The 13,800-nt window shown below is 62.3% G+C and carries 17 protein-coding genes; 8 read left to right on the top strand and 9 right to left on the bottom strand.

Features of this window, described 5'->3' with window-relative positions:
* Position 1 precedes the first annotated feature (1 nt).
* From AC1Q61_RS02845 to AC1Q61_RS02835, 3 genes are read right to left on the bottom strand one after another with little or no spacing between them, the layout of a single operon-like run.
* A complete protein-coding gene (locus AC1Q61_RS02845; RefSeq protein ID WP_215516065.1) occupies positions 2-553 on the bottom strand; it encodes an SRPBCC family protein in 552 nt (183 codons plus the stop codon).
* Between the two features lie 50 nt (positions 554-603).
* On the bottom strand, positions 604-1,263 hold the full coding sequence (locus AC1Q61_RS02840; protein WP_003939749.1) for an alpha/beta hydrolase family protein: 660 nt from the start codon (positions 1,261-1,263) through the stop codon (positions 604-606).
* Positions 1,260-2,024 carry an MBL fold metallo-hydrolase gene (locus AC1Q61_RS02835; RefSeq protein WP_042922301.1) on the bottom strand — a complete coding sequence of 255 codons (765 nt, stop codon included), beginning with the start codon at positions 2,022-2,024 and terminating at the stop codon, positions 1,260-1,262. The genes AC1Q61_RS02840 and AC1Q61_RS02835 overlap by 4 nt, the downstream gene beginning before the upstream one ends.
* Before the next feature lie 19 nt (positions 2,025-2,043).
* Here AC1Q61_RS02835 and AC1Q61_RS02830 point away from each other — a divergent pair, with 19 nt between their 5' ends.
* On the top strand, positions 2,044-3,168 hold the full coding sequence (locus AC1Q61_RS02830) for an alpha/beta hydrolase (RefSeq protein ID WP_308251969.1): 1,125 nt from the start codon (positions 2,044-2,046) through the stop codon (positions 3,166-3,168).
* On the opposite strand, the gene AC1Q61_RS02825 is transcribed toward AC1Q61_RS02830, so the two are convergent.
* Complete coding sequence (locus tag AC1Q61_RS02825; RefSeq protein ID WP_007733795.1) at positions 3,104-3,694, bottom strand: TetR/AcrR family transcriptional regulator; 591 nt, start codon at positions 3,692-3,694, stop codon at positions 3,104-3,106. The genes AC1Q61_RS02830 and AC1Q61_RS02825 overlap by 65 nt on opposite strands.
* A gap of 130 nt (positions 3,695-3,824) precedes the next feature.
* On the opposite strand from AC1Q61_RS02825, the gene AC1Q61_RS02820 reads away from it, so the two are divergent.
* The 6 genes from AC1Q61_RS02820 to AC1Q61_RS02795 all read left to right on the top strand — a co-directional run bounded on the left by AC1Q61_RS02820 (position 3,825) and on the right by AC1Q61_RS02795 (position 8,486).
* Entirely contained in the window at positions 3,825-4,829 is a 1,005-nt protein-coding gene (locus AC1Q61_RS02820; protein WP_054831204.1) for a patatin-like phospholipase family protein, read from the top strand.
* A 13-nt stretch (positions 4,830-4,842) separates the two neighbouring features.
* Positions 4,843-6,375: a flavin-containing monooxygenase gene (locus tag AC1Q61_RS02815; RefSeq protein ID WP_054187715.1), complete on the top strand. Its 1,533-nt coding sequence runs from the start codon at positions 4,843-4,845 to the stop codon at positions 6,373-6,375.
* Positions 6,372-7,250, top strand: coding sequence for an SDR family oxidoreductase (locus AC1Q61_RS02810; protein WP_007733788.1), 879 nt, complete (start codon positions 6,372-6,374; stop codon positions 7,248-7,250). The genes AC1Q61_RS02815 and AC1Q61_RS02810 overlap by 4 nt, the downstream gene beginning before the upstream one ends.
* A 19-nt stretch (positions 7,251-7,269) precedes the next feature.
* Entirely contained in the window at positions 7,270-7,788 is a 519-nt protein-coding gene (locus AC1Q61_RS02805; RefSeq protein ID WP_492650965.1) for a GNAT family N-acetyltransferase, read from the top strand.
* 90 nt (positions 7,789-7,878) lie between these two features.
* Entirely contained in the window at positions 7,879-8,298 is a 420-nt protein-coding gene (locus tag AC1Q61_RS02800) for a hypothetical protein (protein ID WP_042922306.1), read from the top strand.
* On the top strand, positions 8,298-8,486 hold the full coding sequence (locus AC1Q61_RS02795) for a helix-turn-helix transcriptional regulator (protein ID WP_003940277.1): 189 nt from the start codon (positions 8,298-8,300) through the stop codon (positions 8,484-8,486). Before AC1Q61_RS02800 ends, AC1Q61_RS02795 begins: the two co-directional genes overlap by 1 nt.
* 40 nt (positions 8,487-8,526) lie before the next feature.
* On the opposite strand, the gene AC1Q61_RS02790 is transcribed toward AC1Q61_RS02795, so the two are convergent.
* The 5 genes from AC1Q61_RS02790 to AC1Q61_RS02770 form a co-directional block, all read right to left on the bottom strand.
* The gene (locus tag AC1Q61_RS02790; RefSeq protein WP_007733785.1) at positions 8,527-8,754 is read right to left on the bottom strand and encodes a hypothetical protein; all 228 of its coding nucleotides are present in this window, start codon (positions 8,752-8,754) and stop codon (positions 8,527-8,529) included.
* An 81-nt stretch (positions 8,755-8,835) separates the two neighbouring features.
* On the bottom strand, positions 8,836-9,663 hold the full coding sequence (locus tag AC1Q61_RS02785; RefSeq protein WP_007733784.1) for an ABC transporter ATP-binding protein: 828 nt from the start codon (positions 9,661-9,663) through the stop codon (positions 8,836-8,838).
* A complete protein-coding gene (locus AC1Q61_RS02780) occupies positions 9,647-10,747 on the bottom strand; it encodes a taurine ABC transporter substrate-binding protein (RefSeq protein WP_042922308.1) in 1,101 nt (366 codons plus the stop codon). Before AC1Q61_RS02780 ends, AC1Q61_RS02785 begins: the two co-directional genes overlap by 17 nt.
* Positions 10,744-11,601 (bottom strand): ABC transporter permease, encoded by an 858-nt coding sequence (locus AC1Q61_RS02775; protein ID WP_003939782.1) that lies wholly within the window; start codon positions 11,599-11,601, stop codon positions 10,744-10,746. The genes AC1Q61_RS02780 and AC1Q61_RS02775 overlap by 4 nt, the downstream gene beginning before the upstream one ends.
* Positions 11,602-11,845: 244 nt before the next feature.
* Positions 11,846-12,772: a class I SAM-dependent methyltransferase gene (locus AC1Q61_RS02770; protein ID WP_042922313.1), complete on the bottom strand. Its 927-nt coding sequence runs from the start codon at positions 12,770-12,772 to the stop codon at positions 11,846-11,848.
* A gap of 88 nt (positions 12,773-12,860) precedes the next feature.
* Here AC1Q61_RS02770 and AC1Q61_RS02765 point away from each other — a divergent pair, with 88 nt between their 5' ends.
* Complete coding sequence (locus AC1Q61_RS02765) at positions 12,861-13,706, top strand: LLM class F420-dependent oxidoreductase (protein ID WP_007733781.1); 846 nt, start codon at positions 12,861-12,863, stop codon at positions 13,704-13,706.
* Positions 13,707-13,800 lie beyond the last annotated feature (94 nt).

Here is a 13,800-nt window from a genome sequence, read left to right as displayed (position 1 = left end):
GCTACCAGATCTGAGATTCGTCGATGCCCAACTGTCGCGCGTAACCGGAGTTGAGTGCGTCCCAGCCGTACTCGCGCGCCCGTTCACCCACGATCGGTCCGAAGGGCTCGCCTGCCAGAAGGGCATCGAGTACGTCGAAGCACAGATGCCACCCCGCAGCGAGCGCCGACGCCATCCCCTCGGCGCGCGACCTCTGCGTCAGCACGACGCGGGTACCGCCTTCGATCGGGGTCAGGTCCCACACCAATTCGTCCGGGCCCCACTCGTGTTCGAGACGCCGGGAAGTCTCCACGACGTGAACGGTGACCGGCAGCGACATTTCGGGGGCGCCGTCCTCGGTGAGCATGGTGATCACCGCATCACCGGTACGGCTCAGATTCCGATCGGCGGTGTACGGCGTCCATTGCGCCAACATCTCCGGGTCGGTGATCGCCTCCCACACCTTCTCGACGGAATACGGCAGAACCCGAGGAAAGCTGACGACTGTGTCGTCACCGTCGACGCTCACCATGACGTCGGACAGGGCACTGGGCTGATACGGCTGGGCACTCATGGTTCGATCTCACCAGGAACCACCGACACGGGCAACCGCCCGCTCGGCGTTCAGAACGCAAACACCGCCGATGCGGCCGCGACTGTCTCCTCCACCACCGGAAATTTCACCACGGACAAGTCGTGTCGAGCTCCTTCGAACTCCACCAGACGCGTCGCGGCGGGAATCAAGGCGAGTGCTGCCCGCATCTCCTCCGTTGTCGCGAACTCGTCCTTCGATCCGTGGACGACAACGGTCGGTGTGTTCAGGTCGGGCAGGTGTTCGGTTCTGAGCTTCTCGGGCTTCTTCGGTGGATGCAGTGGATAGGAGAGAAGGACCAGGCCGTCGACAAGTCCCGGGTTCTCCGCCGCAAGCATCGACGCCTGCCGACCGCCGTACGAATGTCCGCCGAGCAGAACGGGTCCGGGCACCGAGTAGTCCTTGCGAACAGCAGCAATCACCTCGGCAATGCCCGCGCGATCCTCCGCAGCACGCGACGGATGCGGAGGCCCCGAAGCTCGACGCACCCGAAACGCGAGATCGAAGCGCAGAACTTGCACTCCTGCCGCAGCAAAGCCGTCGGCAACAGCACGCAACAGCACGGTGTCGCAGTTACTTCCTGCGCCGTGAGTCAGTGCAAGCGTGGCGACGGGCGACGCGAAGGACACAGAAGCAGGTCGATGAAGGAAACCGTGCACCGCACCTTCGTCGACCGTTTCGACAGTAGTCATGGACGCATCCTTGTCCGGCCCGCTCGGGCCTGTTCGACCGCGGCAGTCATGCTGCCCTCGTAAACCGGACCGTGTCCGGGAAACAGCACGCCGGCAGGTGCACCGGCGATATTGTCCAACGCCTGGTCGGTCGCTTCACGGTCATGATTGAAGGGGCACACCAGAAATTGTGGTCCGGCGACACTCGACGTCGCGTGTCCGGTCACCAGAGCGTCACCCGACGCGATCACTCCTGCGTCGGGAACAAGGTAAGCGCTGTGGCCGTCGGTATGCCCATGAGTGGGAATCGGCACGATCCGACCGGGAACGTCCAGCGCACCACCGGACGCAAAGGACTGTGCCCGAGGCAGTTCCGCACCTTTCAACGCGCCGACTCCGATCACGTCGCGAAGCCATTTCGGAGCACCTCGCCGCCACAACAGCAACGGAACTCCGGCCGGCGACAACTGTTGCAGATACTCCCGCTTCGCATGAGGCACTTCCAACGGATCCATCAGGACCGGAACCTCGAGCCGAGTCACGATGTCCGCGATCCCACCGATGTGATCGATGTGCGCGTGCGTGACGAGGATTGCCCGAACATCCCCGAGCTGGTGACCGATCTGTTCGATCGAGCGTTCGACGTCGGTGCCGTTGGCCGGATATCCGCCGTCGATCAAGGTCAGATCGGACCCCTCTTCGACCAGGACCCAATTGGCGTGACCGCACCGAACCAGATGTGTGTTCTCGATCTGCGTGATCGACAGTGCCGCAGTAGTCATGCTTGGTAGTCTGCGCCACGTGTCGGAATCCGTGAAGCAGGCCAGCAGCCGCAGCATTCGAGATCGCGCCGAAGCATCCTTGGTGGCAGCCGCATTCGCACTGCCCAGCGCGGTGAAACGTCGAATCACCGGACCACCCGTCGTCATCGAGGGCAACACGCTCGACGCCGACGCGCACCTTCTGCTCACGCTCGCGAAGACGCGGCCACTCCCCTCGCATTCAACCGATCCCCAGTCACTCGCCGCTGCTCGCGCCAATCTCACCCGAACCGCGATCATGATGGGCGGCAGGCCCACGCCCGTCCACACCGAGGAGATCTCCGTTTCGGGTGCCGACGGCCCGCTTCGCGCCCGGCTCTACGTCCCGACAGCCGACACCGGCGCTCTGCTCGTCTACTTCCACGGCGGCGGGTGGGTACAGGGCAGCATCGAATCCCACGATGCCCCGTGCCGCCTGTTGGCCGAAACCTCCGGCGCACGGGTCATCTCGGTCGACTACCGGCTCTCACCCGAATTCGCTTTCCCCACACCGGTACACGATGCCTACGCCGCCTACCTCGATATCGTCGACCGCGCCGACGAGTTCTGCGCAGCCCCGACGCGCATCGCTGTCGGGGGCGACAGCGCGGGCGGGCATCTTTCCGCAACGGTCGCGCTGCGTGCCCGCGACGACGGCAAGACCCCACCGGCGGCGCAGCTGTTGATCTACCCCGCGACCGACTTTCACGAGAAGGCCCCCTCGCGAACGACGTTCGGTGAAGGTTTCTTCCTGACCGAGGCCAACATGAACTTCTACGAGTCCAGCTTCCTCGGCAGCAATGCCGATCGACTCGATCCGATGGTGTCGCCGCTACGCGCCCCCGACGCGACCGGACTGCCGCCGGCCATCGTGATCACGGCGGGATTCGATCCACTCCGGGACGAAGGCGAAGCCTACGCAGCTCGATTGCGCGACAACGGTGTTCACGTGACCGATCGACGCTATCGCGGGTTCATCCACGGCTTCGTCAACGTTCTGGGACCGAGCGTCGGTTCGCGCACCGCCGTCGCCGAGATCGGCGGAATGCTCCGCGTTCTACTCACCCACCCAGCAAAATCTCCCGCAACGTATCCACCAGCGGATCAACAGGCAGCTCAGGGCTGATCGCACGCTGTAGCCCCAAACCGATTCCGACGCTGAGTATGCGCAGTGCCGCGGCGTTCGGGTCCAGTGTCGGCGTCACGCCGTTGGACTCGGCAAGATGTTGCACCACTCCGGCAATCAGTCCGCGCACCTGATCGGCACCCGTCGCGATCTTTTCGCGGATCTCTTCGCTGTGCCGCGATCGCACCGAGAACTCGACTTCGAGCAGCGTCCATCTCTTGTCCCCGATGGTTCGCTCGGCCCATCGCGCGAACTCGGCCACCGCGTCGTCGAGCGTCGAATTGGCTCCGAGCTGTGAGGTGATCTCGCCGACCTTGGTCAACCTGATTCGGCCGAGCACCTCGGCGCACAACTCGTCCTTGTTCTTGAAGTTCGAGTACACCGCACCTTTGGAATAACCGGCATCCTCGGCGATCTGATCGAGCGACGCGGCGGCGTACCCGCGATCGAGAAAATGTTCGACGGCCGTCGCCAACAAGGTCTCGCGGGTCATCGCCTGCGCTTCCTGCCTGGTCAATCGCGCCATCGGAACCTCCTCGCGGTTCTGAGTATCGAGATTCCAACGGTAGCCGAATACCGGAAGCGCACCGCAGGCGCACTCCCGAAACCCAAATTTGGGGTACCCACGTTATTCAGATACTGATAGTCTCCGAAATATGACTTCAGAAGTGACCGGCACCACCGCGCCCGGGCCCGGACGACACAGCGCGCCTAGACGCGGCTTGGCAATCGGATGCGGCGGCACCCTCGGCTTCGCCTGGACCGTTGCTGCCCTCGCCTCGGTTCGGGACGCCCTCGACTGGGATCCCCGCGAAGCCACCGCCATCATCGGCACGTCCGCCGGAGCCGAGTTCGTGACAATGCTCGGCAGCGGAGTCGGCGTCGACGAGCTGGTAGCCATGCAACTCGGAGAACCCGCCGCACGTCCCGAACTCCTCGCCCACACAGCATCGGCACCCGGAAAAATCCCGCCACTACCGAGTTTGGGGATCGGCAATCCACGACTGGTGACGCGTCGAGATCTTCCCGTTCTGAGCCGGATGAGCGGTATCGCACCGCGTGGTGGCGGCGACCCGTCCTGGCTCACCACGCTCGCCGAATCTCTTGCCCCTGGCGATTCGTGGCTCCCACATCCGTGCGCGTACATGGTATCCATGGACTACAGAACCGGGCGACGGGTCGCGTTCGGGGCACAGGGGGCTCCGAAAGCGACAGTCGGTGAAGCGCTTCGAGCGTCTTGGGCGATTCCCGGCTGGTTCCCACCTGTCACCATCGACGGTGTCAGGTACATCGACGGCGGCGCGGCATCCACGGCATCGGTAGACCTCCTACTCCCCCTCGAACTCGACGAGCTGGTTGTACTGGCGCCCATGGCATCTCGAACACTGAAGCCGGCGCGCGGTGCTGCCCGCATCGAACGCGGCGCCCTGCGGAACTCCATGTCCAAGGGCCTCGACCGGGAAATCGAACTGGTCCGCGCTGCGGGAACCAGGGTCTTGCGCATAGACGCCACCGACGACGATCTCGCCGTCATGGGCGCCAACTTCATGGACGGCCGACGGCGGCTCGCCACGTTCGAATCATCACTACGTACAACACGTGCGAGCGTGAAACGCGAACTCGATGCGCGCCCGTTCCACTCCACCCCGTCCCACCAGTGAAAGCGCAGACTCAGTGAACAACAGAACTGACCACTTCGAGGTCGTGATCATCGGTGGCGGGATCTCCGGGATCGGTGCAGCAATTCACCTGCAGCGCCTCGGGATCGACAATTTTGTCCTGCTCGAGAAAGCGGACTCCCTCGGCGGCACCTGGCGCGCCAACACCTATCCCGGTTGCGCCTGCGACGTCCCGTCCGGCCTGTACTCGTATTCCTTTGCCGCCAATCCGGATTGGACCCGACTGTTCGCGGAGCAGCCGGAGATCCGCGAGTACATCGAGGACACGGCCGTCCGCCACGGGGTCGACAAGCACGTTCGCTTCGGGGTCGAAATGCTCTCCGCACAGTGGGACGCATCGCAATCACTCTGGAAGATCACAACTTCCAGCGGTGAACTCACTGCTCGTTTCGTGATAGCCGCCGCCGGCCCGTGGAACGAACCCTTGACGCCGGCGATCCCCGGGCTGGAAACGTTCGAGGGCGAGGTGTTTCATTCCTCGCAGTGGAATCACGACTACGACTTGACCGGAAAGCGCGTCGCCGTCGTAGGTACCGGCGCTTCCGCAGTCCAATTCGTGCCGCGCATCGTCTCCGACGTGTCCGCCCTTCACCTTTACCAACGCACCGCTCAATGGGTCCTTCCCAAACCCGATCACTACGTACCGCGGATCGAAAGGTCCGTCATGCGATTCGTACCGGGAGCGCACAAGGCTCTACGCAGCATCGAATATGGAATCATGGAAGCGCTTGGATTGGGGTTCCGCAATCCGTGGATCCTGCGTATCGTGCAGAAACTCGGGTCGGCCCAATTGCGCTTGCAGGTGCGCGATCCGAAGCTACGCAAGGCGCTGACTCCCGACTACACCCTCGGTTGCAAGCGACTACTCATGTCGAACTCGTACTACCCGGCCCTCGGCAGACCCAACGTGACCGTCCATGCCAACGCAGTCGAAGAGATCCACGGCAACACCGTGATCGGAGCCGACGGAGTGGAATCGGAAGTGGACGCGATCATCTTCGGAACGGGCTTCCACATCCTCGACATGCCCATTGCATCAAAGGTATTCGACGGAGAAGGTCGATCACTCGACGATCATTGGCAGGGAAGCCCGCGGGCGTACTTCGGTTCCGCCGTCAGCGGATTCCCCAACGCGTTCATTCTGCTGGGCCCGAGCCTCGGCACCGGACACACGTCGGCCTTCATGATTCTGGAAGCCCAACTGAACTATGTGGCACAGGCGATCGGCCACGCTCGTCGGCACGGCTGGAAAACCATCGACGTGCGCCCGGAAGTACAGGCGGCCTTCAACTCTCAAGTTCAGGAGGCATTGGGTACCACGGTCTACAACGCCGGTGGTTGCGAAAGCTATTTCTTCGACGTCAACGGCCGCAACAGCTTCAACTGGCCGTGGTCGTCAGGAGCCATGCGTCGACGGCTACGGGCCTTCGATCCATACGCCTACAACCACACGCTGTCCGACAACCCTGCGTCGGACGACACCCCCGCTGAGCCCACCACCACCCCCGAACCGGAGTACACCACATGAGCCTTTTCGGCACCACCTACCCGCCGATCGATCTCGACGGAGCAGTCGTCGTCATCTCCGGAGGTGGCCGCGGAATCGGCCGGGCCACAGCGGAGTTGTTCGCAGCTCGCGGCGCACTCGTCTGCGTCGGCGACCTCGACGAGGAGACGGCCGTCGACACCGCCGCATCCATCGGCGCACGGGCCCGCGGGTACGCTCTGGACGTCACCTCACGCGAATCCTGGGATGTGTTCGTCTCCACAGTGATCGGCGAATTCGGTCACATCGACATTCTGGTCAACAATGCGGGCGTGATGCCGCTCGGCAGCTTCCTCGACGAGTCCGACGCCACCAGTCGAGTAACCCTCGACGTCAATGTCTGGGGCCCGATTCACGGGATGCGCACCGTGCTGCCCGGCATGGTGGATCGACGACGCGGCCACGTCGTCAACATCGCATCCATGGCAGGCAAGCTACCGGTGCCAGGAATGGCCGTGTACAACGCAAGCAAGTTCGGTGCGGTGGGCCTTTCCGCCTCTGCTCGTGTCGAATTCGCAGATTCCGGCGTCAGCGTCAGCGCCATCCTGCCCAGCGCGGTGCGCACCGGGCTCTCCTCCGGTGTGCCACTCGGAAAGGGCATGCCGACGGTTGAACCCGAGGTCGTGGCCAAAGCTGTCGTCGACACGGTCGCGCACCGGCGAGCCGAAACTACTGTTCCGCGTTACCTTGCGGGCTGGGACCTCATCGACGCTGTAGTACCCGAATGGATGATAAATATCGGACGCCGGGTGATCGACGATCGCCGCGCGCTGACATCGGTAGATCCGAACGGGCGTGCGGATTACGAAAAGCGAGTGGCACGTCAGGCCGAAAACGAGGAGCACGATCGGAGATGAAGCGGGTAGTTTCGTGGCCATGTACATCCGCCGCGAAACTTCTTCCGACCGTGACGCAATCTATTCACTGCTCGGGGCGGCGTTTGCCGACCAAGCGCCGCCCGGCGAGTCTCCCTACGAGATCGAACTGACACGTCAGCTCTTCGCCTCGAACGACTACTTACCGAAGTTGTCCCTTGTCGCCGTCGCCGGTGATGAGATCGTTGGTTTCGTGATCGGAACACGCGGATGGGTCGGTCCCGTTGAGGCGGTTGGCCTCGGCCCGTTGGCAGTCACACCGGACAACCAACGCAGCGGCGTCGGTTCGGCGTTGATGCACGCGGTGATCGGTGCATCCGACGCTCTGGACGTGCCACTGCTCGCACTCCTGGGCAGCACCGAGTACTACCCGCAGTTCGGGTTCGTCACCAGCACGGACGCCGGGATCGAGTCTCCGGAAGCCGAGTGGGGCGAGCACTTTCAGATCAGGACCCTCACCACGCACCGCCCCGATCAGACGGGGAAGTTTTCATACGCAGCGCGTTTCGGGGTCGCTTGACCCTCAGCGCGATGTAAGAGTTCTTTGACATCCAGCGCACGTAGACCTACGCTCAGGCATGTCAAAGAACTCTTACACCTGGGAGGCTTCATGAGCACCACGGCACGGTGGAGCCTGATCATCGGTATCGGCGTCGCAGCAACGCTGGCCTTCAGCTTTTTCGCAGCATTGACCGCCGGTGATCGGAAGACGTTGGCCTTCATCGTCTTCGCAATCGTCATGGCACCGGCTTGTATCGGGTCGGCGTGGGCCCTTTTTCCATCGGAGAACGACAAGGCCCCCGCCTACCCCGAGGACACCGTCGAAACAGAATGGAGTCGCAAGGCCGGCTTCGGCGCGTTCACCGATTTGATCACTGCCATGGGGATCGCGCTGATCGCGCACAATGTCTTCGGCGCTCCCGAACTGCCGCTCGTAATGTTTACAGCCCTCGGTCTGGCCGACTTCGGAATCCGGTACTGGGCAGTGTCGAGGGACCGCACCCCACATTCGAGATCTGACGAGATCTGATGCGCAACAACCTTCAAGAACTTCGTACGGCAGCCGGATTGTCACAGCAAGCGTGCGCCGACGCGCTCGGCATCACACGCCAGACCGTCATCTCGATCGAGAAGGGACACTTCGACCCGCGTCTGTCACTGGCGTTCCGAATCGCCGAATACTTCGACAAACGCGTAGACGACATTTTCTCCAGCTGACGCCGTCTCGAACTGACGGAAGATCAGTCGAGCTGCGGTTTCAGTCGAACAGAGTTGGCGATCCGTTTTCGTCGTTCCCGTCTTCGACGGCCGTTGCCTTCTTGCCCGAGCCCTTGCGGACGACGGTCAACGTCGTCGTTCGACGCGACAACCTGTGCCCGTCACTGTGTTCGAGCAGCGCCATCCCCTGGCGAACTTCGACTACCGTCCACGGACCCGCATGGCCGGCTGCCTGCACGAGGTCACCGGACTCCACCTCAGTTGCCATGACCACTCCTTGTTCGTCGTGTCCTGCACGTTCTCCTTCCTATTATCGACGCGGCCACCTGGTAGTCGACGCGCAGGGTACCTACGCTGCAGCTGCAACCTTGACCGCATGGCCGACTTCGGCTCGGAATGCCGCGTATTCGGGTGAGCCTCGGAGATCGTCGGGATCGACGCCGGTTCGTGGCAGATCGATTTTCAGGTCGAGCGCGACCTTGCCCGGTCGGCTTGTCAGAACTACGACGCGGGAGCCGAGAAAGGCCGCCTCGTCGGCACTGTGAGTGACGAAGACACTTGTTCGCCCCGATTCGGCACTGACACTGCGCAGGTCCTCCTGCAGACGCTCGCGAGTGAGGGCGTCCAGCGCGGCAAAGGGTTCGTCCAACAGGAGCAACGACGTTTCGGCCGCCAAGGCACGAGCAATTGCCACCCGCTGCTGCTGCCCGCCGGAGATTTCCCAGATACGCCGGTCCGCAGTGCCGACCAGACCGACGCGGTCGAGAAGCTCGTCACGCCTTTGCCCGCGTTCGCTCTTCGCAACGCCGGCGTATTTGAGTGCCAGATCGATGTTGCCGCCCACCGATTTCCACGGAAAGAGCCGTGGCTGCTGAAACACCACTCCCGCACTCGACCCGGGAATCGGGTCGGATCCGGAGACCTGAACCGTTCCACTGGAAGGACTTTCGAAACCCGCGATCAGCCGCAGCAATGTGCTCTTGCCGCAACCCGACGCTCCGACGAGAACCAGAAACTCACCAGGTGTGACGTCGATCGATACGGGCCCGAGTGCCGTGACGGACTCTCGACCGTGGCCGTACCTGTGTGAGACGGTGTCGATTCGGATCGCGCCCGGGCGGTCGGGGGCGAATCCTCCCGAGGCCTGCTGTGCGGTCACGCTACTGGTCAAGGACATCGGGAAGCCCCTTCACATAGAGAGCATTCTGAAAGACCGCCAGATCAGGCACACTGTCGATCTGCTTCTGCTCGGCCAGGAATTGCGCTGCACTCTGCAGGTTCACTGCCAGATTCCCGGGAGCGCCCTCGGTGCCCAACCATTCCGGCGAAGAGATCTGCTCCGGAGTGAGGAACACACCCTGTTTCAACTGCGCTGCCGCGTCTTCCTTCGAGGCGCCTAATTGTGCGGCAACAGCTTCCGCTGCCGCGTTCGGATCAGTGGCGATCGTCGTGAGCGCACGGGCCTGAACCTGGCGCCAGGTGTCGACGATCTCGGGGTGATTCTTGGCAAACGCAGTCGACACCACACCAAGATCGAGTGTCGGCCTTCCTGCTGTCGCGAGCTCACGGCTGGCGATCAACTGTGTTCCGTCCTTACGGAGTTCGTCGAGCGTGGGCAGCCAGGTGTAGACGGCATCGATGTCACCGCGCTGCCAGGCTGCGAGGGATGCTTGCGGCTGGAGATCCACCAATTGGACGTCGTCGGCACTGAGTCCGGCCTGGTTCAGCGCTGCCAGCAGACTGTAGTGCGCGGTCGAGGCGAATGCCGTGGCCACTTTCTTGCCACGCAGATCTGCGACGGTCTTGATTCCGGTTGCGTTGCGCGCCACCAGGGCTTCGTTGTCGCCGGCCACGTCGAGAACAAACGCGACCTGGTACGGAATGTTCAGCGGTGCCGAGAGGCCACGAGCAACCGGGCTCGAACCGATTGCGCCGAAATCGATTTCACCGGCGATGAAGGCGGTGTTGATGTCGGCTCCCGAATCGAACTTCGTCCACTTCACGTTGTACTCGGGCAGTGCGTCTTCGAGCCAGCGATTGTTCTTGACTATCAAGTCGCCGCTCGGGAACGACTGGTAAGCGATACGGATTGTTTCCTTGGACGAATCCTGGCCCGAATGATCCACCGAGCACGCACCGAGAACAAGGGCAAGGACGCCGATCAGCACCGTGAACGCCGTCCGGGCAGCCCTTCCTTCATTGGGCGTCGAATTACTGCTGCGCTTCAGATTGCTGCTGGCGTGTTTCTGATTGTCAGTCATACTTTTCCCCTCCAGGGAACGGCGCGGCGCTCTGCAGCCCGCAGCAGTCCGTCGATGATCAGGCCGGAGAATCCGATGGCAAAGATCCCCACCAGCACGACCGGTGTGTTGTTGTAATTGCTTGCATCCTTGACCATTCCGCCGATTCCGGGGATGCCGTTGAACAGTTCGGCCGCGACCACCGACGAGTACGCCATACCTACCGACAGCCGAATGCCCGTGAAAGTTTCCGGTAAGGCCGACGGGACGACGACGTCCCGGATCACTTGCGCCCGTGAGGCTCCCAGGGCCCTGGCCGCTTCGACCAGTCCGACCGGCGCCGCGACCACAGCAGCTGTGGTGGCCACCGCTGCCGGCGGAAGAGCAGCGAGCGCCAGCAATGTAATCTTCGGCGCCTCGTCGATTCCCAGCCAGATCACCAGCAGGAAGAAATACGCCAGGGGCGGCAGTGCGCGCAGGAACGTCAACCACGGTTCGAGCAGGCTCCGCAGCCATGTCACCGATCCCATGGCCAAACCGAGGATCACGCCCAATCCGACGCCGATGATCACACCGACCAGCACCCGTCGCAGCGTCATGTAGAGGTGCTCCCAGAGCAGGTAACCCTGGTAGCCGCGCACTCCGTCGTGCGTGGTCATCGTGTTGACGAAGGCATGCCAGACCGTGCTCGGGAACGGCACGAAGGTCTCACTCCAGGTGCCGCTCGCGGCAGCGACCTGCCACAGGGCCAAGAATGCGATCACGGAAAGCACCGGCAGTCCGACAGTGGTCGCACTCGAAGTCCACGGCCGACGCGGCTCACGGTTCGGTTCCGTGACTGATGTTGGTTCTATTGCTTCGACAGGAGTCGACATCGCTGTTCTTCCTCGACGTACGGAAAATTCCGGCACACATGCAGCAACGGGCGCATATGCAGGGGCGAAGGCGCACAGAGCGGCGCCATTCTCACTCAGGAGAGTCGGAAGGAATCAACAGCAACAGCAATTGGCACCAAGACGGCACAGGTCGACGGCGATGCGTCGTGTCAGTGGCGTCGAGGGCATGGGGGTAATTACTACCTGTGTCTGCAATTACCCGCAAATGCGGGGGAAATAGGCGTCAGTCGGCCAAGCGAACCGACAGCGAATACATGAGCGGGATCTCGGGTCGTCCGGCCGGGACTCCCCAACGCTTGCCGCCGAGTTCAGCCATCTCCTCGAATCCTTGCCAACCGTTGGCGTACGGGTACTCGTCGAAAGACTCGAGCGTCAATCCGGCGCGCCGCAAAGTTCCTAGCACCTCGGAAATGGACCAGTTGAATTCACATGAGGGGAAAGGATTTTCGAAGTTCTCGACTCCTTTTCCCTCAGCGCCTGGCAAGACGAGATCGGCCGAATCTGCCACGTAGTCGCCCACGCCACGGGGTTCGGTCACGGGAGTCCCGCCTCCGTACGGGTATGTCAGCGACCACTTCTCGTCGAAACACATGGCAAACGGATGAAACTCCACCAGAACGAATCGACCGTTCGGCGCGAGAACACCGGCAATCCCCTCGGCCCACTCGTCGAGATCGGGTAACCAGATCACCGTTCCGTACGAAGAAAAGACTCGGTCGAACTTTCTCTGGCCAGCGGCAGCAGCGCGGAGCCACGCAGATACATCGGCACGCTCGAAATCGGCGGCAATTCCGGATTCCGCGGACAAGGTTCGGGCGAAGTCGATCGCGGAATCCGCGATGTCGACGCCGGTCACCGCGGCACCGAGAGCGGCCAAACTCAACGAATCCTGACCGGAATTGCACTGCAGATGAAGAATCGAGGAGCCGTCGATCTCGCCGAGCAGCGCCAGTTCTTCCGGATACAAGGTCGACCCGCCGTTGCGAAAGAACTGTGCCTGGTCTCCTTTGTGACTGTTGTGAGCGACGGTCGCCGCATTCCACGACAACCGATTCATCTCCGCTGCATCCATCACTACTGCATCCACCTCTACTGCATCCACTTCTCGACCCACAACAAGTCCGCCCGAGTTCACCACGTCCCCGGTCACGTCGGCAATCGATTTACTGGGCTGGAAACCTATCCGAACGAAGATGCAACAGGTTACAGTTTTTCGACGGACCATCGAAGGAGAACCAGTGCGCTACGGACTCAGCCTGTTCACCAGTGATCGCGGCATCCGCCCTGCCGATGCAGCAAAGGCTGCGGAGGCGAATGGATTCGACGCCTTTTACGTTCCGGAGCACACTCACATCCCCGTCTCGAGGGATTCCGATCACCCCGGAACCCAGTCGGCCGAATTGCCCGACGACCGTTACATGCGCACACTCGACCCCTGGGTTGCCCTCGGCACCGCCGCGTCGGTCACGAACACCATCCGATTGGGCACCTCCGTGGCCCTCCCCCTCGAACACGATCCGATCACTCTCGCGAAAACCATCGCATCGCTGGACCATCTTTCCGGCGGACGCGTGGTCTTCGGCGTCGGATTCGGCTGGAATGCAGAGGAACTCGCCGACCACGGCGTACCGCCCAACAAACGCCGGACCGCACTCCGCGAGTATCTCGAAGCCATGGGCGAACTGTGGTCGAAGGAAGAAGCGTCGTACGACGGCCAATTCGTGAAGTACGGACCCAGCTGGGCGTGGCCCAAACCAGTTCAGAAGCCCCGTCCTCCCATCCTCTTGGGCGGCGGCGGCAACGAGAAGACTTTCAAGTGGATCGCAAAGTCTGCCGACGGGTGGATCACCACACCCATCGAGCAGGAGATCGACGGAAACGTGGAACTGCTCCGAAAGATCTGGGCCGAAGCAGGTAGAGTCGGCGAGCCTGAAATAACCGTCCTGGCAGGCAAACCCGATTCGGAGAAGCTCGCCCACTGGGAAGACATCGGTGTCACCGAAGCAATGTTCGGCACTCCGGACAAGAGCCCCGAAGAGGTTGTCGGATACATGGAACGCCTGGCAGCCAAGCTCGGACGGTGAGGTCCGCCACAGCATCTTGACCTCAACTGCACTCGAGGTTTTAACGTCGGTATTGCACAAGACAGTGCAACGGCAGCAAAACCCGAGACAGAAG

The organism is Rhodococcus sp. MPR-R1B (genome assembly GCF_058793255.1).
Note: the sequence above shows the minus strand (reverse complement) of the source record. Positions and strands in the feature narration are given on the sequence as shown.